This window comes from Qipengyuania sp. SM2507 (assembly GCF_053714505.1).
In genome coordinates, this window is sequence record NZ_CM132307.1 from 1,436,079 (window position 1) to 1,461,150 (window position 25,072).

The 25,072-nt window shown below is 64.1% G+C and carries 24 protein-coding genes; 12 read left to right on the top strand and 12 right to left on the bottom strand.

Features of this window, described 5'->3' with window-relative positions:
* Positions 1-14 precede the first annotated feature (14 nt).
* Genes ACWIKC_RS07020 through dusB form a run of 3 tightly spaced genes read right to left on the bottom strand, consistent with a single transcriptional unit; the run spans position 15 to position 3,510 of the window.
* A complete protein-coding gene (locus ACWIKC_RS07020; protein ID WP_454599393.1) occupies positions 15-1,424 on the bottom strand; it encodes a sigma-54-dependent transcriptional regulator in 1,410 nt (469 codons plus the stop codon).
* Entirely contained in the window at positions 1,421-2,494 is a 1,074-nt protein-coding gene (locus tag ACWIKC_RS07025; RefSeq protein WP_454599394.1) for a two-component system sensor histidine kinase NtrB, read from the bottom strand. Before ACWIKC_RS07025 ends, ACWIKC_RS07020 begins: the two co-directional genes overlap by 4 nt.
* Positions 2,491-3,510, bottom strand: a complete 1,020-nt coding sequence (gene dusB / locus ACWIKC_RS07030) for a tRNA dihydrouridine synthase DusB (RefSeq protein ID WP_454599395.1) — start codon at positions 3,508-3,510, stop codon at positions 2,491-2,493. The genes ACWIKC_RS07025 and dusB overlap by 4 nt, the downstream gene beginning before the upstream one ends.
* Before the next feature lie 78 nt (positions 3,511-3,588).
* Between dusB and ACWIKC_RS07035 the strand changes: the two genes are divergently transcribed.
* Positions 3,589-4,737: a bifunctional 2-C-methyl-D-erythritol 4-phosphate cytidylyltransferase/2-C-methyl-D-erythritol 2,4-cyclodiphosphate synthase gene (locus ACWIKC_RS07035; RefSeq protein WP_454599396.1), complete on the top strand. Its 1,149-nt coding sequence runs from the start codon at positions 3,589-3,591 to the stop codon at positions 4,735-4,737.
* A gap of 37 nt (positions 4,738-4,774) precedes the next feature.
* Positions 4,775-5,275 (top strand): CinA family protein, encoded by a 501-nt coding sequence (locus ACWIKC_RS07040; protein ID WP_454599397.1) that lies wholly within the window; start codon positions 4,775-4,777, stop codon positions 5,273-5,275.
* Here the strand turns inward: ACWIKC_RS07040 and ACWIKC_RS07045 are convergent.
* Both ACWIKC_RS07045 and lipA read right to left on the bottom strand, forming a co-directional pair.
* Positions 5,272-5,727 (bottom strand): type II toxin-antitoxin system RatA family toxin, encoded by a 456-nt coding sequence (locus ACWIKC_RS07045; protein ID WP_454599398.1) that lies wholly within the window; start codon positions 5,725-5,727, stop codon positions 5,272-5,274. The genes ACWIKC_RS07040 and ACWIKC_RS07045 overlap by 4 nt on opposite strands.
* The gene (gene lipA / locus ACWIKC_RS07050) at positions 5,727-6,680 is read right to left on the bottom strand and encodes a lipoyl synthase (protein ID WP_454599399.1); all 954 of its coding nucleotides are present in this window, start codon (positions 6,678-6,680) and stop codon (positions 5,727-5,729) included. The genes ACWIKC_RS07045 and lipA overlap by 1 nt, the downstream gene beginning before the upstream one ends.
* A gap of 62 nt (positions 6,681-6,742) precedes the next feature.
* On the opposite strand from lipA, the gene ACWIKC_RS07055 reads away from it, so the two are divergent.
* On the top strand, positions 6,743-7,381 hold the full coding sequence (locus ACWIKC_RS07055) for a carbonic anhydrase (RefSeq protein WP_454599400.1): 639 nt from the start codon (positions 6,743-6,745) through the stop codon (positions 7,379-7,381).
* 37 nt (positions 7,382-7,418) lie between these two features.
* Complete coding sequence (locus ACWIKC_RS07060; RefSeq protein ID WP_454599401.1) at positions 7,419-8,129, top strand: NYN domain-containing protein; 711 nt, start codon at positions 7,419-7,421, stop codon at positions 8,127-8,129.
* Between the two features lie 81 nt (positions 8,130-8,210).
* Here ACWIKC_RS07060 and ACWIKC_RS07065 read toward each other — a convergent pair whose 3' ends face one another.
* On the bottom strand, positions 8,211-9,530 hold the full coding sequence (locus tag ACWIKC_RS07065) for a hypothetical protein (protein ID WP_454599402.1): 1,320 nt from the start codon (positions 9,528-9,530) through the stop codon (positions 8,211-8,213).
* Positions 9,531-9,834: 304 nt separating this feature from the next.
* On the opposite strand from ACWIKC_RS07065, the gene gyrA reads away from it, so the two are divergent.
* Entirely contained in the window at positions 9,835-12,681 is a 2,847-nt protein-coding gene (gyrA, locus tag ACWIKC_RS07070) for a DNA gyrase subunit A (RefSeq protein WP_454599403.1), read from the top strand.
* Between the two features lie 82 nt (positions 12,682-12,763).
* Here the strand turns inward: gyrA and ACWIKC_RS07075 are convergent, their stop codons facing one another.
* Complete coding sequence (locus tag ACWIKC_RS07075) at positions 12,764-13,426, bottom strand: lysoplasmalogenase family protein (RefSeq protein WP_454599404.1); 663 nt, start codon at positions 13,424-13,426, stop codon at positions 12,764-12,766.
* Positions 13,427-13,491: 65 nt separating this feature from the next.
* Here ACWIKC_RS07075 and trmFO point away from each other — a divergent pair, with 65 nt between their 5' ends.
* Positions 13,492-14,859, top strand: coding sequence for a methylenetetrahydrofolate--tRNA-(uracil(54)-C(5))-methyltransferase (FADH(2)-oxidizing) TrmFO (gene trmFO / locus ACWIKC_RS07080; protein ID WP_454599405.1), 1,368 nt, complete (start codon positions 13,492-13,494; stop codon positions 14,857-14,859).
* Here trmFO and ACWIKC_RS07085 read toward each other — a convergent pair.
* Positions 14,856-15,320 carry a hypothetical protein gene (locus ACWIKC_RS07085; protein WP_454599406.1) on the bottom strand — a complete coding sequence of 155 codons (465 nt, stop codon included), beginning with the start codon at positions 15,318-15,320 and terminating at the stop codon, positions 14,856-14,858. The two genes, trmFO and ACWIKC_RS07085, sit on opposite strands and share 4 nt — an antisense overlap.
* Before the next feature lie 28 nt (positions 15,321-15,348).
* The gene (locus ACWIKC_RS07090) at positions 15,349-16,008 is read right to left on the bottom strand and encodes a hypothetical protein (RefSeq protein ID WP_454599407.1); all 660 of its coding nucleotides are present in this window, start codon (positions 16,006-16,008) and stop codon (positions 15,349-15,351) included.
* 100 nt (positions 16,009-16,108) lie between these two features.
* Here ACWIKC_RS07090 and ACWIKC_RS07095 point away from each other — a divergent pair, with 100 nt between their 5' ends.
* Genes ACWIKC_RS07095 through ACWIKC_RS07105 form a run of 3 tightly spaced genes read left to right on the top strand, consistent with a single transcriptional unit; the run spans position 16,109 to position 19,199 of the window.
* Complete coding sequence (locus tag ACWIKC_RS07095) at positions 16,109-17,914, top strand: pilus assembly protein TadG-related protein (protein ID WP_454599408.1); 1,806 nt, start codon at positions 16,109-16,111, stop codon at positions 17,912-17,914.
* Positions 17,911-18,540 carry a TadE/TadG family type IV pilus assembly protein gene (locus tag ACWIKC_RS07100; RefSeq protein ID WP_454599409.1) on the top strand — a complete coding sequence of 210 codons (630 nt, stop codon included), beginning with the start codon at positions 17,911-17,913 and terminating at the stop codon, positions 18,538-18,540. The genes ACWIKC_RS07095 and ACWIKC_RS07100 overlap by 4 nt, the downstream gene beginning before the upstream one ends.
* Entirely contained in the window at positions 18,537-19,199 is a 663-nt protein-coding gene (locus ACWIKC_RS07105) for a TadE/TadG family type IV pilus assembly protein (protein ID WP_454599410.1), read from the top strand. Before ACWIKC_RS07100 ends, ACWIKC_RS07105 begins: the two co-directional genes overlap by 4 nt.
* 7 nt (positions 19,200-19,206) lie before the next feature.
* Here ACWIKC_RS07105 and ACWIKC_RS07110 read toward each other — a convergent pair whose 3' ends face one another.
* The 3 genes from ACWIKC_RS07110 to ACWIKC_RS07120 all read right to left on the bottom strand — a co-directional run bounded on the left by ACWIKC_RS07110 (position 19,207) and on the right by ACWIKC_RS07120 (position 22,164).
* Positions 19,207-20,592 (bottom strand): pyruvate dehydrogenase complex E1 component subunit beta, encoded by a 1,386-nt coding sequence (locus tag ACWIKC_RS07110; protein ID WP_454599411.1) that lies wholly within the window; start codon positions 20,590-20,592, stop codon positions 19,207-19,209.
* A gap of 3 nt (positions 20,593-20,595) precedes the next feature.
* Positions 20,596-21,687: a pyruvate dehydrogenase (acetyl-transferring) E1 component subunit alpha gene (gene pdhA / locus ACWIKC_RS07115; protein ID WP_454599412.1), complete on the bottom strand. Its 1,092-nt coding sequence runs from the start codon at positions 21,685-21,687 to the stop codon at positions 20,596-20,598.
* A 150-nt stretch (positions 21,688-21,837) separates the two neighbouring features.
* Positions 21,838-22,164 (bottom strand): FtsB family cell division protein, encoded by a 327-nt coding sequence (locus ACWIKC_RS07120; RefSeq protein ID WP_454599413.1) that lies wholly within the window; start codon positions 22,162-22,164, stop codon positions 21,838-21,840.
* 185 nt (positions 22,165-22,349) lie between these two features.
* On the opposite strand from ACWIKC_RS07120, the gene hppD reads away from it, so the two are divergent.
* From hppD to ACWIKC_RS07135, 3 genes are all read left to right on the top strand, one after another.
* Positions 22,350-23,462: a 4-hydroxyphenylpyruvate dioxygenase gene (gene hppD / locus ACWIKC_RS07125; protein WP_454599414.1), complete on the top strand. Its 1,113-nt coding sequence runs from the start codon at positions 22,350-22,352 to the stop codon at positions 23,460-23,462.
* A gap of 48 nt (positions 23,463-23,510) precedes the next feature.
* The gene (locus ACWIKC_RS07130) at positions 23,511-24,083 is read left to right on the top strand and encodes a VOC family protein (protein ID WP_454599415.1); all 573 of its coding nucleotides are present in this window, start codon (positions 23,511-23,513) and stop codon (positions 24,081-24,083) included.
* A 90-nt stretch (positions 24,084-24,173) separates the two neighbouring features.
* Entirely contained in the window at positions 24,174-25,043 is an 870-nt protein-coding gene (locus ACWIKC_RS07135) for a mechanosensitive ion channel family protein (protein ID WP_454599416.1), read from the top strand.
* Positions 25,044-25,072: the final 29 nt, after the last annotated feature.

A 25,072-nucleotide genomic window follows, 5' to 3' on the forward strand; every position in this document is an offset into this window, starting at 1 on the left:
CGGTAGTCCGCGCGTCAGCGGCGACGGGCGTAGCGATCGGGCTCGATTCCCAGCTCGCCGATCTTCTTGCGCAAGGTGTTGCGGTTGATCCCCAACAGCTGCGCGGCACGGACCTGATTGCCCTCGGTTTCGCGCAGCGCGTATTCAAGCAGCGGCTTCTCGAATTCGGCGAGCGCGGCGTGATAGAGCGTTCCCGACGGCACCGACCGCCCCGCCAGCCATGCCGTCAGTGCGCTCGTGAAACCACCATCCGGACCGGAATCGTTCTCCGTGCGGACATCGGGCAGGTTCTCGTCGACGATCGCGCGATCGATGGTCTCGTTGCGCGCGATTAGCGCCAGCCGAAACACGACATTGCGCAATTCGCGGACATTGCCCGGCCATTCGCGTTCGGCCAGCGCCGCAACGGCATCCTCGGCAATCGACCGGCGCGGCAGGCCCTCGCGCTCGGCCAGCACCAGGAAATGGCGCGCCAGTGCGGCGATGTCCTCGCGCCGCTCGCGCAACGGCGGCATGTGAATCGGAACCACGTTGAGGCGATAATACAGATCCTCGCGAAAGCTGCCCTCGGCAATCATCGGTGCAAGATCACGATTGGTGGCGGCAATGATCCGCACATCGACCGCAATGTCGTGCCGACCGCCGACCCGGCGGATACGCCCCGACTGCAATGCGCGCAGCAAGCGCGTCTGCGCCTGCGCGGGCATGTCGCCGATTTCGTCGAGGAACAGCGTCCCGCCATTGGCCTGCTCGAACTTGCCGATCGCCTGGTTCACTGCGCCGGTGAACGCGCCCTTTTCATGCCCGAACAGCTCGCTTTCGATCAGATCGTGCGGAATGGCCGCCGCATTGACCGCCACGAAAGGCCCCGTCTTGCGCGCGCCGAGTTCGTGAACCGCTTCGGCAACCAGTTCCTTGCCGGTGCCCGACTCGCCGGTAACCAGCACGGTGAGATCGTTGCGCAGCACCCTGCTGATCATCCGGTAGACGCCCTGCATGGCCTGGCTGCGACCGATGAACGGCATGTCCTCGGCCGGATCGGACTGCGGGCCCTCCGAGGGCCGCCGCGCCGCGGCCTGATCGACCGCTTTGGTCAGTTCGTCGAGGTCGAAGGGCTTGGGAAAATATTCGAAAGCCTGGCTGTCGCTCGCCCGCACCGCGGTATCGAGCGTGTTCTGCGCGCTCAGGACGATGATCGGCATGTCGGGCGCTGCGGCATGGACCGCGGCGATGCTGGCCAGCCCGTCGCCATCCTCCAGCATGACGTCGGTCAGCATGACGTCGAAACTGCGCTCCGCCAGCAATGCGTCGCGCCGATCGATCCTGCTGCACAGGGTGACGTCATAGCCCTCTTCGCCGAGCGCCTCCGCGATGACGGCGGCGATGGCGGTGTCGTCCTCGACGATCAACACGCTCCGGTTCACTCGCCCTCCCCCTTTTGTGCCATCGGCAGGTTGATGCGAAACTGCGTCAGGCCCGCACGCTCGTCTCGTTCATGGGCGATCCGTCCGCCCATGTCGCGGACCAGCTTGCGCACCAGCGCGAGGCCCAGCCCCTGCCCGTGCGGCTTGCTCGAGACGAAGGGCTCGAAGACATGATCGCGCAAGGATGGATCGATTCCGGGGCCGTTGTCGATCACACTGACCTCGATCGGCAGGCGGGTGGCCTTCCCCAGCCGGATCGCGTTGAAGACCATGCCACCGGTAAACCGCGTCCGCACCACGACCCTCGGATCCGCGACCCGTTCGCTCGCATCGCAGGCGTTGGCGATCAGATTAATGAGGATTTGCTCCAGTGCAGTGCGATCGGCGAGCACCAGCGGCAGCGAGGGATCGAATTCCTCGACCGTCTCGACCGCGCTGCCGCGCGAAATCCGCACCGTGGCCACCGCATTGCGGATGGCCTCGTGCAGATTGCAGGGCGCGGACACGGTCGTCGCGGCGCTGCCGAGCTGCTGCATCCGGTCGACCAGCTGCGCGATCCGGTCCACTTCTGTCGCAATCAGCTGCGTCAGCGCCTTGTCCTTCTCCGACGCGCGGCGGGTGAGCAATTGGCTCGCTCCGCGAATGGCCGCGAGCGGGTTCTTGATTTCATGTGCCAGCACCGTTGGGGCGCGCAATTCGATCCGCTCGGCATCGCGGTCCTCGTCTTCCTGGCCCGCGTCCGAAAGCGTCACGATCCTCCAGCCCGGATCGCCGGCAACGGGCGAGCAGGTGAGATTGGCTCTTCGCTCGCGCCGGCCGACTTCGATCCCGAGGCCGCGCGCGATCATCTGGCCGTCCGAATCGCGCAAGGCATCGGCCACGCGGCGATCGCCGATGGCGACGATGTCGAAAAAGGAGCGGCCGACCAATCGGACCGCGCTGCTCCCAAGCATTTCTTCCGCGGCCGGATTGGCCTGACGGATGGTGCCCGCAGGATCGAGCAGGATGACGGCGAAGACGATCGAAGCGAGTTGCGTGCGCGCATCGGGCGCCTCGATCGTGTCCTTCACGCGGCGCGCCGCTGCAGGAAGGGTTCGTAGAAGCGCTCGATTTCCGCAAGCACTTCAATGGGGTCGTCGATAAAGTTGGCGCGATTGCGGAACTCCGCGGAGCCATGCATGCCCTTGGTGTACCAGCCCAGGTGCTTGCGCGCGAATTTTACGCCTACTTCCTCGCCATAATGGTCGAGCATTGCGCGGTAATGTTCGACCAGCACCGAATATTGCTCGTCGAACCCCGGGGACGCCAGCACTTCGCCGCTGCGCCACCAGTGCATCACCTGCGCCAGCAGCCAGGGCCGGCCATAGGCGCCGCGTCCGATCATCACCCCGTCCGCCCCGGACTGTTCGAGAGCCATGGCAGTGTCGGCAATGGTGCAGATGTCGCCATTGACGATGACCGGGATCGACACCGCTTCCTTCACCTTGCGGACGAAGGACCAGTCGGCGCTGCCCTTGTACATCTGGTTGCGCGTGCGGCCGTGGACAGTGATCATCTTGACCCCGACACCCTCGGCGATCCGCGCAAGTTCGGGCGCGTTGAGACTGTCGTGATCCCAGCCCATCCGCATCTTGACCGTGACGGGCACATCGACCGCCTTGACGGTCGCTTCCATCAGCCGGGTCGCCAGCGGCACCTCGCGCATCAACGCCGAGCCCGCCAGACCGTTGACCACCTTGCGCACCGGGCAGCCGAAATTGATGTCGATGATTTCCGCACCGCGGTCGGCGTTGAGCCGCGCGGCCTCGCCCATCGATTCCGGATCGCAGCCGACCAGCTGCATCGAGACCGGCTCCTCGATCGGGTCCCAGGCCGCTTTCTGGATGCTCTGCCGGGTCTCGCGGATCGCCGCCTGACTGGCGATCATCTCGGTGACGTTGAGCCCCGAGCCGTAGCGGCGCACCAGCTTGCGGAACGGCAGATCGGTGACGCCGGTCATCGGTGCCAGCACGACCGGCGTGTCGATGGTCACGGAGCCGATCTGGATCGGCTTCGGCGGGACCGGAGGGAGAGGATGCGCGCTCATGATGGGGATATCTGCCTAATTCTTGGGCAGACATAGTGCATTGCAGCAAAAACGGCAAGCCGCTAGCCGTAGCCGGCCATGCCTGACCCCGCCCCCCTTCCCCCCTTTGCTGCCGTCGTCGTGGCGGCCGGCAAGGGATTGCGCGCAGGCCAGGCGGTGCCCAAGCAGTTCGCACAATGGCGCGGCAAACCGGTTGTGCGCCATTCGGTCGAGGCGCTGCTCGACGCCGGCGCGACGAGCGTCGTGGTCGCCATTCCCGAGGGTGGCGACGAAACCGCGCGGGTCGCGCTTGCCGGACTGGACGGGGTCGAGTTGGTCACCGGCGGGGAAACGCGGCAGGCCTCGGTTGCCAATGCACTTGAGCAATTGCCTGCAACCACTTGCGATAAAATATTAATTCATGATGCCGCGCGCCCAATTCTGCCTCGCGCTGTCATCGCGCGCCTGCTTGCGGCGCTCACCGACCATCCGGGCGCCATCCCCGTGCTGCCGGTGGTAGACAGCCTCGCGCTCGACGCGGGCGGCTTGATGGCAGGCGCAGCGGATCGCGAAAGCCTCCGCCGGGTCCAGACTCCGCAGGCCTTCCGGTTCGCCGAAATCCTTGCCGCCCATCGCCGGTGGAGCGCGGACCATTCCGCCGGGGACGATGCGCAGGTGTTGCGCGCCGCAGGCGGCGAGGTCGCGCTGGTGGCGGGCGACGAAAAGCTGGCCAAGCTCACCTATGCGGAGGATTTCATGACCGACCTGCCCGCCATCCGCACCGGGATGGGTTTCGACGTCCACCGCCTCGCCGCCGGAGAGGAACTCTGGCTCGGCGGGATCCGGATAGAACACGACAAGGGGCTTGCCGGCCACAGCGACGCCGATGTCGGCCTGCACGCGCTCGTCGACGCCATTCTGGGCGCGATCGGCGCCGGGGATATCGGCAGCCATTTCCCGCCCAGCGACCCGCAATGGAAGGGTGCGAGCAGCGACCGGTTCCTCGTCCATGCCGTCAATCTGGCCCGAGAGGCTGGGTATGGGATCGGCAATGTCGACCTTACGCTGGTCTGCGAAGCGCCCAAGATCGGCCCGCACCGTGCCGCCATGCAGGCGCGGATCGCCGACCTGCTCGGCGTTGACATCACCCGTGTATCGGTGAAGGCCACCACCACCGAAAGGTTGGGGTTTGCCGGTCGCGGAGAGGGCATAGCCGCGCAGGCCGTCGCAACCCTGATCCGCGAATGACGAGGCTTCTCTGCATGCAAACTAGATCGAACAAGAAGTGACCGAGGGCTTGCTCCCCGAGCCCATCGTCCGGCTGGCCCGGCGCGTGGTCGAGGAGAACTCTGCTGCGGGGCGCAAGGTGGTGGTGGCGGAGAGCTGCACCGGAGGGCTGGTTGCTGCGGCCTTGACCGAAATCCCGGGATCCTCGGTCGTACTCGACCGCGGTTTCGTAACCTATTCCAACGAGGCCAAGATGGAGATGCTCGGTGTGCCGAGCGATATCATCGAGACTTTCGGCGCGGTCTCGGTCGCCTGCGTCTGGGCCATGGCGAAGGGGGCGCTCGAGCGCAGCACCGCCGATGTCGCAGTGGCGATCAGCGGCGTCGCAGGCCCCGGCGGCGGCTCGCCGCACAAGCCGGTCGGCACGGTCGTCTTTGCCCGGGTCACCCGGGACTCGCAGAAAGATCCCGAAGGCGAACTCAGGCTGTTCGAAGGTCCGGACCGCGCGGCAATCCGCCAGGAAGCGACGATCTGTGCGCTGGAATTCCTGCTGCCCTAGGCATTGCCCGGTGCCGCCTCACGTCCGTAGAGGTCGTCGGCGCGGCGCTCGAACGCCTCGACCATCTTGCGAAAGGCGCGGTCGAAATACTGCCCCGCGATCGCCTCGAACACCGCGTTGCGAAAGGTGAAATCCACCGCGAAGTCGATCTCGCAGCCACCGTCCTCGGTCGGCCGAAAGGTCCAGCTGTTGTCGAGATCGCGCAAGGGTCCGTCGAGATAATGGACTTCGAGCCGGTCGGGACGCGACTTGTCCACCCGCGAGGTGAACTTCTCGCGGATCGCTTTGAAGCCGACCAGCATGTCCGCGACCATCTCGGTCTCGCTGTCGGACCGCACCCTTGTCGCCACGACCCATGGCAGGAATTCGTCATAGCGCGCGACATCTGCGACCAGATCGAACATCTGCTCGCAACTGTAGGGAAGCCGGCGGGTTTCGCGACTGCCGGGCATCAGGCGCCTGTCCTGGCGCGCTCCTTGGCCAGCCTGGCTTCGCGCGACGCCTTCATTTCCGCAAAATCGTCGCCGGCGTGATAGCTCGACCGGGTCAGCGGGCTCGAGGCGACCTGCAGGAAGCCCTTGGCGCGAGCGATCGAACCATAGGCCGTGAACGCCTTGGGAGTGACGAACTCCTCGACCGTGGCGTGCTTGGGCGTGGGCTGGAGATACTGGCCCATGGTCATGAAATCGACATCGGCGGTGCGCATGTCGTCCATCACCTGATGGACCTCGAGCCGCTGTTCACCCAGCCCCAGCATGATGCCCGATTTGGTGAAGATCAGCGGGTCGTGGCTCTTCACCTCTTCCAGCAGCCGCAGCGAAGCGTAATAGCGCGCGCCGGGGCGGATGGTCGGATAGAGCCGTGGAACGGTCTCGAGATTGTGATTGTAGACGTCGGGCCCGGCCTCGCAGATCGCCTCGACCGCCGCGCGCATCTTGCCGCGAAAATCTGGGGTCAGGATCTCGATTGTGGTGTTGGGCGTGGTGCGCCGCAGCGCCTGGATCACCTTGACGAAATGACCCGCGCCGCCATCGGGCAAATCGTCGCGATCGACGCTGGTGATGACGATATGCTCGAGCCCCATCGTCGCCGCGGCAGTCGCGACGTTCTCTGGCTCGAGCGGATCGACGATCCGCGGCATCCCGGTCTTGACGTTGCAGAAGGCGCAGGCGCGGGTGCAGACATCGCCCAGGATCATCATCGTGGCGTGTTTCTTCTCCCAGCATTCGCCGATGTTGGGACAGGCGGCTTCCTCGCACACCGTGGTGAGATCGAGCCCGCGCATCAGCTTGCGCGTTTCGTGATAGCCCTTGCCGGTCGGGGCTTTCACCCTGATCCAGTCGGGCTTGCGTTGGCGGGCCGGGCGTTCGCCCTCGGGCTTGGGTGCGGTGGAAAGATCGTTCATGCTGCCGCCCATCTAGGCATCGCGCTTGCCATAGGCAATGCCGCGCGGCAGGAGGTTTGCCCATGAAGAGCTATGACGAATTGATCGCAGGGTACCAGCGCTTCCGCACCGGCACCTGGCAGACGCAACACGCACGCTGGGAACAACTGCGCGAAGGCCAGTCGCCCAGGGTGATGGTGATCGCCTGTTCTGACAGCCGGGTCGATCCGGCGCAGATCTTCGATGTCGACCCGGGCGAAATTTTCGTGGTCCGTAACGTCGCGGCGATGGTTCCCCCCTTCGAAACCAGCCCCGGCCAGCACGGGGTTTCCGCCGCGCTCGAATTCGCGGTCCAGTTTCTCGAAGTCCAGCATATCGTGGTGATGGGGCATGGGCTGTGCGGCGGGTGCCAGGCGGCGCTGACGCAGAGCATGCATGGCAATGCGCTCGGCAAGGGCGGCTTCGTGGCGCAATGGATCGCCATGCTCGACGAAGTCCGCGAGCCGATTGCGCGCGAACTGGGAACCACCGGGCGCAAGGCCGAGCGCGCGATGGAACTGGCTGCAGTAAAAAAGAGCATCGAGAACCTGCGCACCTTCCCCTGCGTTCAGGAGAAGGAGGCCGACGGCTCGCTGGCGGTGCACGGCGCCTTCTTCGCCATCTCGGACGGCGTGTTGCATCTGCTCGATGAAACCCGCGGCGAATTTTCCCCGGCAGACTGACTTGCGCGGCGCGCAAGTGCGCGGCATGGGCGTCGCCATGTCTACCGCCGACCAACTCAACATCGCCCTGCTGATCGATGCCGACAATGCGAGTCCCTCGGGGATCGACCCCGTGCTCACCGTGCTCGCCGAGCTCGGCCAGGTGAACATCCGCCGCGCCTATGGCAATTGGCGCAAGACCAGCCTCAAGGGCTGGATCGACCGGATGCCCCGCTACGGGATCGAACCGCAGCAGCAGTTCGATATCACCAAGGGCAAGAACGCCACCGACATGAAGATGACGATCGATGCGATGGATCTGCTCTATCGCGGCCGGGTCCACGGCTTCGGGATCATGTCGAGCGACAGCGATTTCATGCCGCTGGCGATGCGGATCCGGCAGGACGGCCACCCGGTCTATGGCTTCGGCGGCGCCAAGACTCCCGAGGCCTTCCGCGAGGCCTGCAGCCGCTTCATCGACGTAAACGCGCTGATCAAGGCAGAGAAGCAGGAAGAGCGCAAACCAACCCCAAACGAGCAGATCGACGACGAGATGCTCCACCTGCTGGTCGATGCCTACAACGCCAGCCGGCGCGACGCCAAGGGCTATGCCAAACTGTCCGAAGTGGGCCAGCGCGCAGGCAATCGCTCGAGCTTCGACACCCGCAATTACGGCTTTGCGCGGCTGATCGATCTTATCGAATCGATCCCGAATTTTTCGGTCGAACGGCGCGACTCGGGGCAGGCCTACGTCAAGCGCCTGCGCTGAAGGCCCGCACAGGCAGGCGCACGAAAAAGGGCGCGAGACCAAGTCCCGCGCCCTCGCTCATTTCATTGCTCTGCCGGAGCTTCAGCCGCCGGCGTTCTGCTGGGTGGTGTAGACCGCCCACAGATTGGCGATCGGCTTGCGCGCACCCTGCACCTTCTTGAAGGTCGCTTCGGCCTCGGCGTGCTTGCCCTGATCGAGCTGGGCGATGCCCATCCGCGTCAGCACCAGCGGTGTGTTGACCCCCGGCATGGTCAGCGCCTTGGTGTAGAACTCCTCGGCTTCTGCGGCCCGATCGTAGCTCAGGAAGGTATCGCCCGCCGCCATGACGGTGAGCAGATTGGCATTCCCAGCGCGCGCATCGGCTGCCAGGTCGGGCAGGTCGTTCTTGTCGGCCTGGATCCGGCGTTCCGCCTCGGCGCGCGATTCGGTCACATAGGGATCGCTGCGTTCCAGCATGCCGGCAGCATAGCCGTGGTCGATCACCGCGAGGACTTCTCCCGGGAATTTGCGCGGGTCGGCGGCCTCGATATATTCGGTGTACATGCTGCCATCGCGGAAGGTGTCGGTCCGGCGCGAGAGGCGCAGGATGTCGAGGATTTCCGGATATTCGAAGCGGGTGCTGTTGAGCGCGACCGCGATCGCGTCGCCCCAGCTCGTCTTGCTGGGATGCTCGGTGGCATAGAGCAGCGAATATTCCTGCGTCTGCTCGGCCATGTCGTTGTTGTAGGCGGTGACGAAAGCATGCTTGACCCAGGCTTCGGGCACGGTCTGACCGGCCGCCTTGCGCGCGGCGATCTGTTCGTCGAGATAAGCGAAGCCCTTCGCATAATCTTCCCCATCGAAATAGAGATCGGCGATCATGCGGTGCATGTCCTCGGCGCCGAGCGTCCGGGTCGAGCCATCGGTAAGCTGCGCGTCGAGAGTGTAGTTTGCCGCAATGGCACCTTCGAGCGCCTTGCGCGCGGCGGCGGTGTTGCCGAGGCGATTATTGAGCTGATAGGCCGACCAGTGAAACTGGCCGATGCGCTCGGGCGCAACCTTGCCGCTTGCGAGCATCAGTTCGAGACCCTGCACCATCAGCTGGTCGTTCTCCGTACTCACACCAATGCTGTAGACGATGCTGCCTGCGGCCTGGCGATCGTCGGCGGTCTCGACCGCTGCGACAATTGCGGGAGCGGCTGCTGCGGCAGCGGCATAGTCGGGCGTTTCGCCGGTGATGTTCTCGTTGACCGGCGTGTAGGCAGCAATGAAGCCCTTGGAATAATCGGCCTTGGCCGGCTTTTCCTGCTTCTGCGCATGCGCCGGCGTTTCGAGCACGGTGCCGGTGAAGACGGTGCCGGCGGCAAGCGCGAAGGCCAGCGCCAGAGTAGAGCTTCGCTTGGTGGAGGAACGGAATTTCATAAGGTTAACTCCCAAGAATTAAGACAGGATGCCAACTGCACCCTGGTTCGGATCACCATCGGCGGCCACATGCCCCGACTGCTATCCGATTGCAAACCGTGGTACGGTAGCCGGGCTGAATAGCGATTGAATACCTTCTCCTTTCGCCATTCAGAAGCGGAACGGACCCGCGTTTCCAGCCACATGTGGAAAAAGCGCGCGAGACAGGGAGCCGGTTCCCGCAATTGGTGGCTTTTACAGGGTAACCCGCCTAGGCTTCCGAGCAGCTATACGCCCTTTCAACTACCGAAAAGCAGTACCCCTTTTGAGCGACGATACCGACATTCTCGAACCCGCTCCCGCAAGCGGCGGATACACCCGCATCGACATCGTCGACGAGATGAAGGCGAGCTATCTCGATTACGCGATGAGCGTGATCGTTGCGCGCGCGCTTCCCGATGTGCGCGACGGGTTGAAGCCGGTCCACCGCCGCATCCTCTTCGCCAGCCAGGAAGGCGGCTTCGTCGCCGGACGTCCCTATCGCAAGAGCGCCAAGATCGTCGGCGACGTGATGGGCAATTATCACCCGCACGGCGATTCCGCGATCTACGAAGCGCTGGCCCGGATGACGCAGGACTGGTCGCTGCGCGTCCCGCTGATCGACGGTCAGGGCAATTTCGGCTCGATGGATCCCGATCCGCCCGCCTCGATGCGCTACACCGAAGCGCGGCTGGCGCGCGTCGCCAACATGCTGCTCGACGATCTCGACAAGGACACGGTCGATTTCGCGGACAATTACGACGGCTCGCGCCGCGAACCCACCGTCCTGCCCGCGCGCTTCCCCAATCTGCTCGTCAACGGCGCGGGCGGGATCGCGGTCGGCATGGCGACCAATATCCCGCCGCACAATCTGGGCGAGGTCATCGACGGCTGTTTTGCCTTCATCGACAATCCGGCGATCACCTCGGAAGAGCTGTTCGAGATCATCCCCGGGCCCGATTTCCCCACCGCGCCGCTGATCCTGGGCCATGCGGGTGCCAAGGCGGCCTACACCACCGGACGCGGCTCGATCCTGATGCGCGCCCGCCACGAGATCGAGGCGACCCGCGGCGCCAAGAGCGAGGGCCGCCAGTCGATCGTCCTGACCTCGATCCCCTTCCAGGTGGGCAAGTCCGGCCTGGTCGAGAAGATCGCCGACGCCGCCAAGGAAAAGCGGATCGAAGGCATTTCCGACATCCGCGACGAAAGCTCGCGCGAGGGCATGCGCGTGGTCGTCGATCTCAAGCGCGATGCCTCGCCCGAGGTCGTGCTCAACCAGATCTGGCGCTATACCCCGGCGCAGTCGAGCTTCCCCGCCAATATGCTCGCCATTCGCGGCGGCCGGCCCGAGACGCTGGCGCTGCGCGACATCATCAAGGCCTTCATCACCTTCCGCGAAGAGGTCATCACCAGGCGGACCAAGTTCGAGCTCAACAAGGCGCGCGACCGCGCGCATATGTTGCTCGGGCTGGTGGTCGCGGTGTCCAATCTCGACGAGGTGGTCGCGATCATCCGCGGCGCTTCCACTCCCGCCGAAGCGCGCGCCAAGCTGCTGGTGCGCGAATGGCCGATCGGCAATATCGCGCAATATATCCGTCTGATCGAGGCGATCGAGCCCGATGCCGAGCAGGCGGGCGGGACCTATCGCCTGTCCGAACGGCAGGTGAAGGCGATCCTCGACCTGCGGCTCCACCGCCTGACCGCGCTCGGCCGTGACGAGATCGGCGGCGAGTTGAAGGTGCTGGCCGATGCGATCGAGGAATATCTCTCGATCCTCGCCGACCGGGTCAAACTCTACGGCGTGCTGCGCGACGAGCTGCAGGAGGTCCGCGATCTCTACGCCACCCCGCGCGTCACCGAGATCGCTCCGGCCTGGGACGGACTGGAAGACGAGGATCTCATCGAGCGCGACGAAATGGTCGTGACCGTCACCCACGACGGATACATCAAACGCACCCCGCTCTCGACCTTCCGCGCGCAGGCCCGCGGTGGCAAGGGCCGCGCCGGAATGGCGACCAAGGACGAGGATGCGGTCGTCGAACTGTTCGTCACTTCGACCCACAACCCCGTGCTTTTCTTCACCAATACCGGCCGGGTCTATCGCCTCAAGGTCTGGAAGCTGCCCGAGGGTGGGCCGCAGACCAAGGGCCGCCCGATGGTCAATCTCCTGCCGCTCGGCGACGAGGAGCGCGTTACCAACGTGCTCCCGCTTCCCGAGGACGAGACCGAGTGGAGCGCGCTCAACATCGTCTTCGCCACCGAGCAGGGCATGGTGCGGCGCAATTCCATGGATGCCTTCACCAATATCCCGTCGAACGGCAAATACGCGATGGGCTTCGTCGAAGACAGCGGCGACCGGCTGATCGGCGTCAAGCTGCTGTCCGAAGGCCAGGAAGTCTTTCTTGCATCCGACGCCGGCAAGGCGATCCGTTTCGCCGCCTCCGACGCACGCGAAACCAAGAGCCGCACCGGGATCGGCGTACGCGGCATGGCGCTGCGCAAGGACGCCAAGGTCGTCTCGATGGCAGTGCTCGAGGGGCATCGTTATCTTCCCGAGCAGCGCGAAGCCTATCTGCGCGCCGCCCACTGGAAGAACAACGAGACCGAACCCACCCTGCCCGCGGACGAGACCGAGGACATGGCGGAGAACGAGGAATTCATCCTCACGCTCACCGCCAATGGCTATGGCAAGATCTCTTCGGCCTATGAATACCGCACCATCGGGCGCGGCGGTCAGGGGCTCACCAATATCGGCGAGCCCTCGAGCAATCCCGAGCGCAACGGTCCGGTGGTCGCCAGCTTCCCGGTGAGCCACGGCTCGCAATTGATGCTGGTGACCGATCAGGCCAAGCTGATCCGGCTGCCGATCGATTTCCGCCATCTGGTCCCGGGAGGCTACGACGACCACAAGGGCATCGCGGTCTATGGTCGCACATCCTCGGGCATCCGCATCTTCGACGTCGCCAAGGGCGAGCATATCGTCGGCGCAGCGTTGATCGACGAGACCGAGGAGCCGGAGAACGAGGCCGAGGAAGCGATCGCGGAAGAGATCGCCGATCGCGAGGCGCAGGTGACCGAGCCGCACACGACTGCGCATTCGGACAAGAACATCGAGGGCGAGCCGGGCGGCTGATATCTCGAATGTCGAATGCGACATTCGCCCTCGATGACGTGTCGGTCGAATCCGGAGTGAAACCGCTCCGGGTCGGCCTCACTTACCTTGCCGGCTTTGCCAGCCGCGGCGTCTGCACCACCCCCGTCACGATCAGGAATTGCGCTGCATAATACAGCGGCCAGACCAGCCAGCCGGCGATCGCCGGGTCAAGCCCGCCGCCCTCGCGACCCAGGATTACCAGGTCCGAAACGATGAACAGCACCGCCCCCAGCCCCACCCGATAGCGTGGAAAGCGGCTTAGCCAGGCGGTCGCTGCCATCAATCCGAGGATGGCGGCATAGCCGGTCGCAATCGGCCAATCGGGCGACTGGCGGGTGATCAGCCAGGCAAGCAGCGGCGCAAACACCGCCAGCGCCAGCGCCGCGGCGTTCTGGCTGCCAGCGCGATTGCTCCGCAAATTGCGCAGATAAAGCGCGATTGCCACCAGATGCGCCAGCGCGAAAGCCGCACCGCCCGCGATCAGATCGATCTCGATCGCAACATCGCCGATGGCGCCCAGCCCCATCACCGTGGCGATCAGCGCCCCGTCCAGACCCTTGCTCCGCTGCGCAGCATAGACCGCGAGAAAGGCGACTGCGGCGCCCTTCCACACCATCAGCCAGGCACCGCCGATAGCGCTGTCAGCCGCGAAGAAATAGCTGATCCCGGCGAGCAGGCTGAGCAGCAGATAGGGACGGTGTTCGCTCAGGGCGCGTCTTGGCATTCGACATATCCTCCCACCGACAGGCCTTGAACGATACCGCCCTGCGGTTCTAGGGCAATGCGGCAATGACCCACGACATCCAAATCATCGGCGGCGGCCTCGCCGGAAGCGAAGCGGCCTGGCAATTGGCGCAGCGCGGCTATCGCGTGCGCCTTTCCGAAATGCGCGGCAGCGGCGACACCACGCCCGCGCACCACACCGACGGGCTCGCCGAACTGGTGTGCTCCAATTCCTTCCGCTCCGACGATGACGAGAAGAACGCGGTCGGGCTGCTCCACCACGAGATGCGCCGGCTCGACAGCCTGATCATGCGCGCGGGCGAGACGGCGCGCGTTCCCGCAGGCTCGGCGATGGCGGTCGATCGCGACGCGTTTTCCGGCGAGGTCGAACGCACGCTGGCAGCGCATCCCAACGTCACCGTGGCGCGCGAGCGGATCGACCAGCTCCCCTCCGAAGGCCCGACCATCGTCGCGACCGGCCCGCTGACCGCGCAGTCGCTGGCGCAGAGCATCGTCGCGGCCACCGGGCAGGACCGGCTGGCGTTCTTCGATGCCATCGCGCCGATCGTCCATCGCGAGAGCATCGACATGGACATCTGCTGGATCCAGTCGCGCTGGAACAAGCGCAACTCCGCCTCCAACGAGGAAGGCGACTACATCAACTGCCCGATGACCAAGGACGAGTACCTCGCTTTCCACCAGGGGCTGATGGATGGCGAGAAGACCGAATTCCGCGAATGGGAAAAGGACACACCCTATTTCGAGGGCTGCATGCCGATCGAGGTGATGGCCTCGCGCGGGGTCGAAACGCTGCGCTACGGCCCGATGAAGCCCGTCGGGCTCGACGATCCGCGCACCGCCTGCCCCGAATTCCCCCAAGGCCGCTGGCCCTATGCCGTGGTCCAGCTGCGTCAGGACAACAAGCTGGGCACGTTGTGGAATATGGTCGGCTTCCAGACCAAGCTGAAATACGGCGCACAGATCGAGCTGTTCCGGACCATTCCCGGCCTCCAGAATGCCGAATTCGCGCGGCTGGGCGGCCTGCATCGCAACACCTTCCTCAATTCGCCGCTGGTGCTCGACCGACAATTGCGGTTGAGAAACGCGCCGCATATCCGTTTCGCCGGGCAGGTTACCGGTTGCGAGGGTTATGTCGAAAGCGCGGCGGTCGGGCTTATGGCAGGACTGATGGCGGCGAGCGAGATGGCCGGACGGGAATGGCAGGGGCCGCCACCCACTTCGGCCTTCGGCGCGCTGTTGTCGCATATCACCGGCGATGCCGATGCCGAGACCTACCAGCCGATGAACGTCAATTTCGGGCTCTTCCCGCCGCTGCACGAGGTGAAGAAGAAACAGCGCAAGGAAGCCTACACCTCGCGCGCCAAAGCCGATTTCGGGGCCTGGATGGAGGAAGCCGCGCTCGAGCCCGCCTAGCAGCGGCAGGCGGGGCTCTTGCGCGGCGCGGGCCGTGTAGTCGCGAATTCGGTGGGGGTCAGCGAGTCGTTGCCATCGGCATCCGCGCCATCGAAGCGGTCGACCGTGGCGACCGCCCATTCCTCGAAAGTCAGCAGATTGTTGCCATCGACATCGAGCTTGCGAAAGGCATCGGTGCGGCTGGACAGCATTTCGTTGCGGGTAATCTTCAGGTCGCGGTTGCGATCGTAGCGGAAAAAACGGCGCTGCTCGCGGGTTAGCTCGGTGGCTTGCGGCGGATCGGGACCCAGCAGGTCGCCCACCACCGCCTGCGGCAATTCCAGTTCATTGGCGAATTCGGCGGTCTCGAGCGGGAGCGGCGGCGGCGCGCCGCGTTCGACTTCCGCCCTCCCCTGCCACCAGAACAGGCCCACTCCGGTCAGAACGAGTGCCAGGATCGCTCCCAATGCGATGCGGTTCATCGGCGCCACCTCCGACGCGCAAAATACCCTAAAGCCCCCAGATGCCAAGCCGTGTTGCGAGCAGCGCACTGCCGCGATCGCCGAACAGCGGCCCCTCCCCGCGGCGCAGCACGCGGTGCCCCAGCCCCCCAAGAATGGCCAGCGGGCGCAAAGGGCCAGGCAAACGGCTCGGTTGGGTCTGGAGTCGGGATGCGACGTCCTGCAGCCTTTCGCGCTCGACCGGGTCTGACAGCCGGGCGAAACAGTCGCCGAACGCGTAGCGACGCCCCGCGTCATCCGCCGCTTCCGCACTTCCCGCCTGTCCTGCAAGGCGAGCGGAAGCGGCGAAGGCAGCGCCCTTCCCCTCCGCAAACCGCTGAAAGGCGTTCTCACTCAGCGGCGCATCGCCGAGCAATTCCTCCCAGCCATCGACCAGCGCCACCAAGGCCGCTTCTTCGTCCTGCCAATTCACACCGATGGCATCGAGCACCGGATCGCCCTTCGGTCGCAGGTCGCGCGCTTCTCCCAGCCGGTCGCGCCACCACGCCAGCCGCAATTGCGCCAGCATCGGTTCGCGTGCGACCGCGACGATCCGGCCGAGCCGCTCATCGAGTGTGAACAGTGGGACCAGCACGGCCCGCGTCCGCCCTCTCGACCATGCCAGAGCAACGCGATTGGCGAGCGACAGTTCACCCGTTTCGGTGTTCATGCATCCCCCGTTTGAAGGGCAAGTTTTCGTTAACCATGCCTATCCACCCTTTCTTGGGCCTGATCACCCTATGCGTAGCCCAAATTAGGGGACAATCGTCATGCGCGGATTCCGCGACAGCTCAGAGGAACCGGCCAAGACCGCGGCTCGCAAGGGCTTTCTGGCACGCCTCCGTGCCGATCAATCGGGCAATACGGTAGCCATAGCCGCCGCTGCACTGGTGCCGTTGATCGGCCTTGTGGGCGGCGGTGTCGACATGAGCCGCATGTACATCGTCAAGACCCGCTTGCAACACGCCTGCGACGCCGGTGCGCTGGCGGGCCGCAAGGCGATGGGTGCCGGCGTCTGGAATTACGCCAGTTACGCCGCCCGCGACGCCGCCGAGGGTTTCTTCGACGCCAACATCCAGGCGGATCCCTATGGCGCGACAGGTCTGACACGCAGTTTTACCGAAGATGCGGGCAAGGTGATGGGCACGGCATCGGCCACGGTGCCGATGACGCTGATGCGGATTTTCGGCAATGAAAGCCAGACGCTCACCGTCAGCTGCGATGCCGAGATGCGCTTGCCCAACACCGATGTGATGTTCGTCCTCGACGTTACCGGGTCGATGGGTGAGACGCCGTCGGGCGATTCCCAGACGAAAATCCAGTCGCTGCGAGTAGCAGTGAAATGCTTCTACGAGATCGTCGCCCGCCTCGACAGCGATGCGAACTGCACCACCGGTGCGCCCAGCGGCGGAACCGGCGATCAGGTCCAGATCCGTTTCGGCTTCGTGCCCTACGCGACGAATGTGAACGTCGGGCGGCTATTGCCCACCAATTTTATGGCCAATAGCTGGCAGTATCAAACGCGCAGGCGGGTTGGATATGAATGGGGGAACTGGTCAGCCTACAGCTACACCAATTCCAGTTACTACGGAAGTTGCTCCGGCGCGCCGGCCAATAAAGCGGAGACCCAGTACAAAGTTGAGAAAATCAACTATTACGGCAACTACTATTGTATGTACTCGTCTCGGGGACGCATGCCCGCTTGGGAATACGACCAGCTTCCGGTCGATGTCGGGCTTCTGAAGAACGGCACGGCATGGCGCAACAGCTTCGAGTGGCCGATTGCGAATGACGGCGGCAACAAAACGATCCCGTGGGACGGCTGCATCGAAGAGCGTCAAACGGTTCGGACGACCAACTTCGCGCCGATCCCCGCTGGCGCGAAAGACCTCGACATCGATCTCGTACCGACCGCTGATACGACAACCCAGTGGGGGCCGGCGCTCCCCGGCTTGATCCATACCCGTAAAGGCAACTTCGGGGATTGGGATCGTGCTCGAGTAGGCAGCACCACGGACGATTACACCAACGCTTCCAGCTACTTCTGCCCTACCCCCGCCCGAAAACTGCAAAGCTGGACTGACGCGAGCGGTTTCGATTCCTATGTCAACAGCCTGACGCCGTCGGGCAACACCTTCCACGACATCGGCCTGCTCTGGGGCGCGCGCTTGCTGTCGCCTACAGGTCTGTTCAGCGCGGAGAACGAATATGCCTCCGAAGGCGGCGAGATCGAGCGGCATTTGATCTTCATGACAGACGGCGACACCGTAACCTCGTCGCGGAACTACACGGCATACGGCATACCGTGGTTCGATCGTCGCCAGACCACTTCCACTTCGAGCACAGCACTCGATGAGCAGGTCGATCTCCGTTTCGCAGCGCTTTGCACCGCGGTGAAGAACAAGAACATCACCCTGTGGGTCATCTCGTTCGGCTCGGTTTCGGGCGATACCGTGACGCGGCTGCGCAACTGCGCAACCTCGGGCCGCTACTTCCACGCGACGAATGCGGCGACGATACAGCAGACCTTCCGCTCGATCGCGGACGAAATATCCCAGCTCAGGCTCACCCGGTGACGCTCGACCGTGCCCTGCGGCGTTCGCGCCCGCGCGACCTTGGACGCGATCAGCGCGGTGCCACGCTCGTCGAATTCGCGATCGTGGCGCCGGTCCTGTGCGTCATGCTCCTGGGAGCGTTCGACATGGCTCATACGCTCTACACGCGCTCGGTCCTGGAGGGGACGCTGCAGAAGGCCGCGCGCGATGCCTCGCTCGAGCTCGGTACCGATGCCGATGTGCGCGCCGTGATCGACCAGAAGGTCCGCGATCAGGTGACGCCCCTCGTCGGCGATGCGGATATCGTCTTCTCACGCCGCTTCTACCGGACGTTCAGCGATGCCGCTGCGGCGCGCGCGGAAAACTGGACCGACAGCGACGCCAATGGAACCTGCGACAATGGCGAACCCTATGACGATGAAAACTACAACGACGTCTGGGACGCAGACGGCGGCAACGATGGCCAGGGCGGTGCGAAGGATGCCACGCTCTACACCGTGAGAGTGAGCTATCCGCGCTTTTTCCCGATCAACGGCCTCATCGGCGGTTCAAACACGACGCGGTTGAGCGCATCGACGGTGCTGCGCAACCAGCCCTATGGCGATCAGGGCAGCTACGAGGCGCCCCAGGTGCGCAATTGCACATGATCCGGAGCATCCGCCCCTCCCTGCCGCGAAGCTTGCGCGCCGACACCGGCGGTCTCGCTTTGATCGAGTTCGCGTTTGCCGCGCCGGTCCTGCTCATGCTGAGCCTGACCGGAGCAGAACTCACCCATTACATCACCACCAAGATGCGAATGAGCCAGCTCGCGCTGCATCTGGCGGACAATGCCGCGCGGATCGGGTCGGGCAGCCAGCTCTCGGCCAAGCGCATCAGCGAGGCCGATATCAACGATCTCTTCGTCGGCGCGGGACTGCAGAGCGGCGAACTCGACCTCTATGAGAATGGCCGCGTGATCATCTCGAGCCTCGAACCGATGGCAAACCCCAATGACGACGGGACCTATCGCATCCGCTGGCAGCGCTGCAGTGGCGCGAAGACGGCGCATGTATCGACTTTCGGCGAGGCCGGCGACACGGACCTGGACGGCATGGGGCTTGCGGGTCGGCTGGCGATCGCGCCTGAAAATGGCGTCACCATGTTCGTCGAGGTCTATTACGAATACCAGCCGCTGCTCGGCGATCATCTCGCCCCCAGCACTGCGATGACCGAGATCGGCTCGATGATGGTTCGCGACCGGCGCGACACGGCCGGCGGCAACAACGGGGTCTACCCCGTTTCCGGCGTTACCCCGTCGAGCTGCTGAGCCTCACTCACTCCACGTAACAAACCTTCTTCACAGCCGCGACGATGCGCGCTGCGTCGATCAGCGCGAGCTTTTCAAGATTGGCGGCATAGGGCAGCGGCACATCCTCGTTGCACACCCGCAGCACGGGCGCGTCGAGATGGTCGAAGCCATCTTCCATGCATAGCGCGATTACCTCGGACGAGATCGAGCAGGTCGGCCAGCCCTCTTCGGCGATCACCAGGCGGTTGGTCTTGGCGAGACTTTCGAGGATGGTATCGCGATCGAGCGGGCGCAGGGTGCGCAGGTCGATCACCTCGGCCTCGATCCCTTCTTCAGCGAGCTTCTCGGCCGCCTCGAGCGAATACCCGACCCCGATCGAATAGCTGACAATGGTCACGTCCGAACCTTCGCGCACGATCCGCGCCTTGCCGATCGGCAGGACATGGTCGTCGAGTTCGGGCAGTTCGAAGGTCTTGCCGTAGACCAGCTCGTTCTCGAGGAACACCACCGGGTCCTCGCAGCGGATCGCGGCCTTGAGCAATCCCTTGGCGTCAGCGCTATCGTAGGGCGCAATAACGATCAGCCCGGGGACGCTGGCGTACCATGGTCCGTAGTTCTGGCTGTGCTGCGCGCCGACGCGGCTGGCGGCGCCATTGGGGCCGCGGAACACCACCGGGCAGCGCATCTGGCCGCCCGACATGTAATTGGTCTTGGCCGCCGAATTCACGATGTGGTCGATCGCCTGCATGGCGAAGTTGAAGGTCATGAATTCGACGATCGGGCGCAGGCCGCCCATGGCTGCGCCGGTGCCGATACCGGCAAAGCCGTATTCGGTGATCGGTGTGTCGATCACACGCTTGGGACCGAATTCGTCGAGCAACCCCTGCGTGACCTTATAGGCCCCCTGATATTGAGCGACTTCCTCGCCCATGACGAACACGCGCTCGTCGCGGCGCATCTCCTCGGCCATGGCATCGCGCAAGGCTTCGCGGACCGAGACCGTGGCCATGTTGGTACCATGCGGGATGTCGGGATCGGATTTGGGCTTGGACTTCGGCTTCTCGGGAGTGATCGAGCCGTCCTCGTCCTTGCGGCCGACATCCTTGCCTTCGCCCGCGACATCGACCTTCGCGTCATCCGCAGGCGCCTCGATGTCGGAGGCGTCCTCGCCCTCGCCCGCCAGCATGGCGATCACCGTGCCCACAGCGACATTCTCGGTGCCCTCGGCGACGAGGATCTTGCCCAACGTGCCTTCGTCGATGGCCTCGAATTCCATCGTCGCCTTGTCGGTCTCGATCTCGGCGATGATATCGCCGGGCTCGATGGAGTCACCTTCCTGCTTGAGCCATTTGGCCAGCGTGCCCTCCTCCATGGTAGGCGAGAGGGCGGGCATCTTGAGTTCGATAGCCATGGCTCAGTACTCCCCCACCAGCACATCGGTGTAGAGTTCCGCCGGCTCGGGCTCGGGCGAGTTCTCGGCGAAATCCGCAGCTTCGGAAACGGTGTTGCGGATGGCCTTGTCGATCGCTTTCAAGTCATCTTCGGTCTTGCCGTTCTCGAGCAGAATCTTCTTCATGGCCTCGATCGGATCCTTGGTGTCGCGGAAATCCTGCACCTCTTCGCGGGTCCGGTATTTGGCTGGATCGGACATGGAATGCCCGCGATAGCGATAGGTGTTGCATTCGATCAGGACTGGGCCCTTGCCCTCGCGGACGTGCTTGAAGGCGACTTCCGCAGCGGCGCGCACTTCGAGCACATCCATCCCGTTGACGAACATGCCCGGGATCCGGAACGCGGTGCCGCGGCGATAGAAATCGGTCTCGGCGCTGGAGCGGCCGACGGCGGTGCCCATGGCATATTGGTTGTTCTCGACCACGAAAACGATCGGCAGCTTCCACAGCGAGGCCATGTTCATGGTTTCGTAAACCTGGCCCTGATTGGCCGCGCCATCGCCGAAATAGGCGAGGCACAGCCCGCCATCGTCATTATACTGATGCGCAAGCGCGAGCCCGCCGCCCAGCGCCACCTGCGCGCCGACGATGCCGTGCCCGCCGTAGAATTTGTGCTCGGTGCTGAACATGTGCATCGAGCCGCCCTTGCCCTTGGAGATGCCCGCCTGGCGCCCGGTGAGTTCGGCCATGATGACCTTGGGATCGATCCCGTAGGCGAGCATGTGGCCATGATCGCGATAGCCGGTGATCACGCTGTCCTTGTCGTTGTCGAGCGCAGATTGCAGCCCGATCGCGACGGCTTCCTGGCCGATGTATAGGTGGCAGAAGCCGCCGATCAGCCCGAGACCATAAAGCTGGCCGGCGCGCTCCTCGAAGCGGCGGATAAGCAGCATCTGCTCGTAGAAGGCGAGCATCTGCTCCGGGCTGGCTTCGTAGCGCTTCTGCTTCTCGTGCTCGTCCTGCAGGCTGTGGAGCGCGAATTCGTCGGGCGACTCGCTCCGCTTCTTCGGGTCGCTTTTCGCGGTTTTCGTCGCGCTGGCGGGGGTCTTGGCCAAGTCCGGTGTCCCTTCGGTATCGTAATCCCGTCGATCGCCCCAGAGCTCTGCTCGATCCCGGGGGACGGGTCGGGTGGCCTATAGGCGCAAGGCGATGGCGCGCGCAACGGGGCGCGTCCCGATGCGAGCGAAACCGTAGCGTCAGGGGGGTTAGCGCGGCTTCTCATCTTCGAGACGGATCACCACCTCGTCGGGATGGACGACGTTGAGCTGACTGCGGAGCAATTCGCCGACCATGTCGGGATCGGCGCTGTCGGGATCGAGCAGCGCGACGCGATTGCGCAGCGCATCGCGTTCCTTGGTCAGCGCGGCAAGATGCTCCTGCCGCTGGTCGAGCAGCCGCAGGTTCTCGCTCCAGGAAAGCAGGCCGGATGGACCGGCGATGGCCAGACCGCCCATCACCAGCAGCACGCCGAGCGCGAGCGACTGGACGCCGCGCTCCCTCCGGATGCCGAATTTTCCACCTGTTCGCTTCATAAATCACCAGAATCACACTTGGCCGGGGCGCGCAAGCGCAAAAGGGTTAACGGCGTTCAGGTGCGAGCGATGCAGCGATCGCCGCTAGCGGAACCAGGGTCTTCTCCCAGCCGTAGCAACCTTGACACCGCGACTGTCGCGATGTAGTTACCAATGCAACTAATAACGCAATCAGAGGACCGCCCATGCCCGACCTTTTCGAAAACCCCATTGGTCTCGACGGCTTCGAATTCGTCGAGTTCTGCGCACCAGAAAAGGGCCAGCTCGAGCCGGTGTTCGAGGCGATGGGTTTTGCCCGCGTCGCGTCGCATCGCTCCAAGGATGTCGATCTCTGGCGCCAGGGTTCGATCAATCTGATCGCCAATTACGAGCCGCGCTCCGCCGCCTGGTATTTCGCGCGCGAGCATGGCGCCTCGGCCTGCGGGATGGGCTTCCGGGTCAAGAACGCGGCCAAGGCCTATGCCGAACTGCTCGAACGCGGTGCCGAACCGGTCACCGTCGAGACCGGCCCGATGGAACTGCGCATCCCCGCGATCCGCGGCATCGGCGGCGCAATCGTATATCTGATCGACCGCTACGAGGACGAGAGCGGCCAGGGTCTTTCGATCTACGACATCGACTTCGAGTATGTGGAAGGCGTCGATCGCCACCCCGAGGGCGCGGGCTTCAACATCATCGATCACCTGACGCACAACGTCTACAATGGGCGGATGGCCTATTGGGCCGACTATTACGAGACGCTGTTCAACTTCCGCGAGATCCGCTTCTTCGACATCAAGGGCGAATATACGGGCCTCACCTCCAAGGCGCTGACCGCGCCCGATGGCAAGATCCGCATACCGCTCAACGAGGAAGCTGACGGCGGCAAGGGCCAGATCGAGGAATTCCTCAAGGAATTCAACGGCGAAGGCATCCAGCATATCGCGCTGATCTGTGACGATCTCGTGGCCGCATGGGACAAGCTCAAGGAGTACGGCGTCCCCTTCATGACCGCGCCGCCCGAGACCTATTACGAAATGCTCGCCGAGCGGTTGCCCAACCATGGTGAGGATGCAGAAGCGCTCAAGATGCGCGGCATCCTGCTCGATGGAACGACCGAAGGCGGCACCCCGCGGCTGCTGCTGCAGATCTTCGCCGAGGCGCAGGTCGGGCCGGTGTTTTTCGAATTCATCCAGCGCAAGGGCGACGACGGCTTCGGCGAGGGCAATTTCAAGGCGCTGTTCGAAAGCATGGAACGCGACCAGATCAAGCGCGGCTCGCTCAAGCTCGAGGATCGCGAAGCGGAACCGGCGGAATAGCCCGCTGCAAGCATCGCTTCCCGACCCCAATCTAGAACGGAACTGGCCATGACCGAACAAACCTCCCACCCCATCCGCCTCGGCGGCGTCCATCACGCGGCCTATCGCTGCAAGGATGCCAAGGAGACGGTAGAATGGTACGAAAAGGTGCTCGGCATGGATTATGTCAGCGCCTTCTCCGAGGACCACGTCCCCTCGACCGGCGAATACGACCCCTACATGCACGTCTTCCTCGACGCGGGTAACGACAACATCCTCGCCTTTTTCGAACTGCCCAAGCAGAAGGACATGGGCCGCGACGAGAACACCCCTGCATGGGTCCAGCACTTGGCCTTCCGGGTGCACAGCGAGGACGAACTGCTCGCAGCCAAGGCGCATGTCGAGAGCCTCGGCATCGACGTGCTCGGCCCCACGCATCACGGCATTTTCAAATCGATCTATTTCTTCGATCCCAACGGCCACCGCGTCGAGCTGGCGACCGATATCGGCACCGACGAGCAATATGCCGAATTGAAGCGCGTCGCCATGCCGATGCTCGAGGAATGGAGCGAAACCAAGACCGCGCCGCAGCATGCGGCCTGGCTCCACGAGATCGCGCGCAAGGAACACGCCGAGCGCTGATCGAACACGGGGTCTTGCGGCTCCTTAAATTTCGCGCGTTCGGAACCTCCTTCCGGGCCTCACGTTGGCGCCGAAAGGGAGGCTTTCATTTTGAATTACATCGCAACGCTGCGCGATCAGGTGCAGGATATGGCGACCGGCTTCGTCGCCGCCCTCCCCTATCTCGCGATCGCGCTGATCGTTCTGTTTGTCACCTGGATCGTGGCGCGATTTGCCGCAAAGATCGCCGACCTGCTGATCGGCCGGACCGAAATCCGGCCCAGCCTCAAGGCGCTTATCGACACGCTGGTCAAGCTGGGTATCTGGCTGATCGGGATCATGGTCGCCGCGATCGTGGTGATGCCCGACTTGACCCCCGGCAGCCTGTTCGCCGGGCTCGGCATCGGCGCGGTGGCGATTGGCTTCGCCTTCCAGGATATCTTCGAGAACTTCCTCGCCGGCGTGCTGATCATGCTGCGCGAGAAGATGCGGATCGGCGACGTCATCGAATGTGAGGGCATCACCGGCAAGGTCGAGAAGATCACCCTGCGCGAAACCCATGTCCGCCGCCTTTCGGGCGAGCTGACCATCGTCCCCAATTCGATGATCTTCAAGAACCCGGTCGAGATCCTGACCGACGAGTTCAAGCGCCGTCACGAGGTCGTGGTCGGCGTCTCCTACGACACCAATCTCGACCACGCCGCCGATGTCATCCGCCGCTCGGTCGAAGGCGTCGAGGGGGTGGAGATCGATCAGGGGCTCGACATCTTCGCGCAGGAATTCAACTCCAGCTCGGTCGATTTCCTGGTGCGCTGGTGGGCCGGTTCCACCCCGCGCGCCGGCTGGGAGAGCAAGGACAAGGTCGTGCGCGCGATCAAGGCCGGGCTCGATGCCGCCGAGATCGAAATTCCCTTCCCCTATGTCACGCATACCTTCAAGGAGCGGGTCCCGCTGGCACCGAGCACCGGCAGCGAAAGCTGACGGGCGCAGGGCTCTGCGCCTCTTGGAAG

Coding starts and splice junctions, on each gene's coding strand:
- hppD (WP_454599414.1), top strand. CDS start 22,350: ATGCCCGACCTTTTCGAAAACCCCATTGGTCTCGACGGCTTCGAATTC.
- ACWIKC_RS07130 (WP_454599415.1), top strand. CDS start 23,511: ATGACCGAACAAACCTCCCACCCCATCCGCCTCGGCGGCGTCCATCAC.
- ACWIKC_RS07065 (WP_454599402.1), bottom strand. CDS start 9,530: ATGAAATTCCGTTCCTCCACCAAGCGAAGCTCTACTCTGGCGCTGGCC.
- ACWIKC_RS07090 (WP_454599407.1), bottom strand. CDS start 16,008: ATGAACACCGAAACGGGTGAACTGTCGCTCGCCAATCGCGTTGCTCTG.
- ACWIKC_RS07095 (WP_454599408.1), top strand. CDS start 16,109: ATGCGCGGATTCCGCGACAGCTCAGAGGAACCGGCCAAGACCGCGGCT.
- ACWIKC_RS07075 (WP_454599404.1), bottom strand. CDS start 13,426: ATGCCAAGACGCGCCCTGAGCGAACACCGTCCCTATCTGCTGCTCAGC.
- ACWIKC_RS07105 (WP_454599410.1), top strand. CDS start 18,537: ATGATCCGGAGCATCCGCCCCTCCCTGCCGCGAAGCTTGCGCGCCGAC.
- ACWIKC_RS07085 (WP_454599406.1), bottom strand. CDS start 15,320: ATGAACCGCATCGCATTGGGAGCGATCCTGGCACTCGTTCTGACCGGA.
- ACWIKC_RS07120 (WP_454599413.1), bottom strand. CDS start 22,164: ATGAAGCGAACAGGTGGAAAATTCGGCATCCGGAGGGAGCGCGGCGTC.
- ACWIKC_RS07055 (WP_454599400.1), top strand. CDS start 6,743: ATGAAGAGCTATGACGAATTGATCGCAGGGTACCAGCGCTTCCGCACC.
- ACWIKC_RS07110 (WP_454599411.1), bottom strand. CDS start 20,592: ATGGCTATCGAACTCAAGATGCCCGCCCTCTCGCCTACCATGGAGGAG.
- trmFO (WP_454599405.1), top strand. CDS start 13,492: ATGACCCACGACATCCAAATCATCGGCGGCGGCCTCGCCGGAAGCGAA.
- ACWIKC_RS07035 (WP_454599396.1), top strand. CDS start 3,589: ATGCCTGACCCCGCCCCCCTTCCCCCCTTTGCTGCCGTCGTCGTGGCG.
- ACWIKC_RS07045 (WP_454599398.1), bottom strand. CDS start 5,727: ATGCCCGGCAGTCGCGAAACCCGCCGGCTTCCCTACAGTTGCGAGCAG.
- dusB (WP_454599395.1), bottom strand. CDS start 3,510: ATGAGCGCGCATCCTCTCCCTCCGGTCCCGCCGAAGCCGATCCAGATC.
- lipA (WP_454599399.1), bottom strand. CDS start 6,680: ATGAACGATCTTTCCACCGCACCCAAGCCCGAGGGCGAACGCCCGGCC.
- ACWIKC_RS07060 (WP_454599401.1), top strand. CDS start 7,419: ATGTCTACCGCCGACCAACTCAACATCGCCCTGCTGATCGATGCCGAC.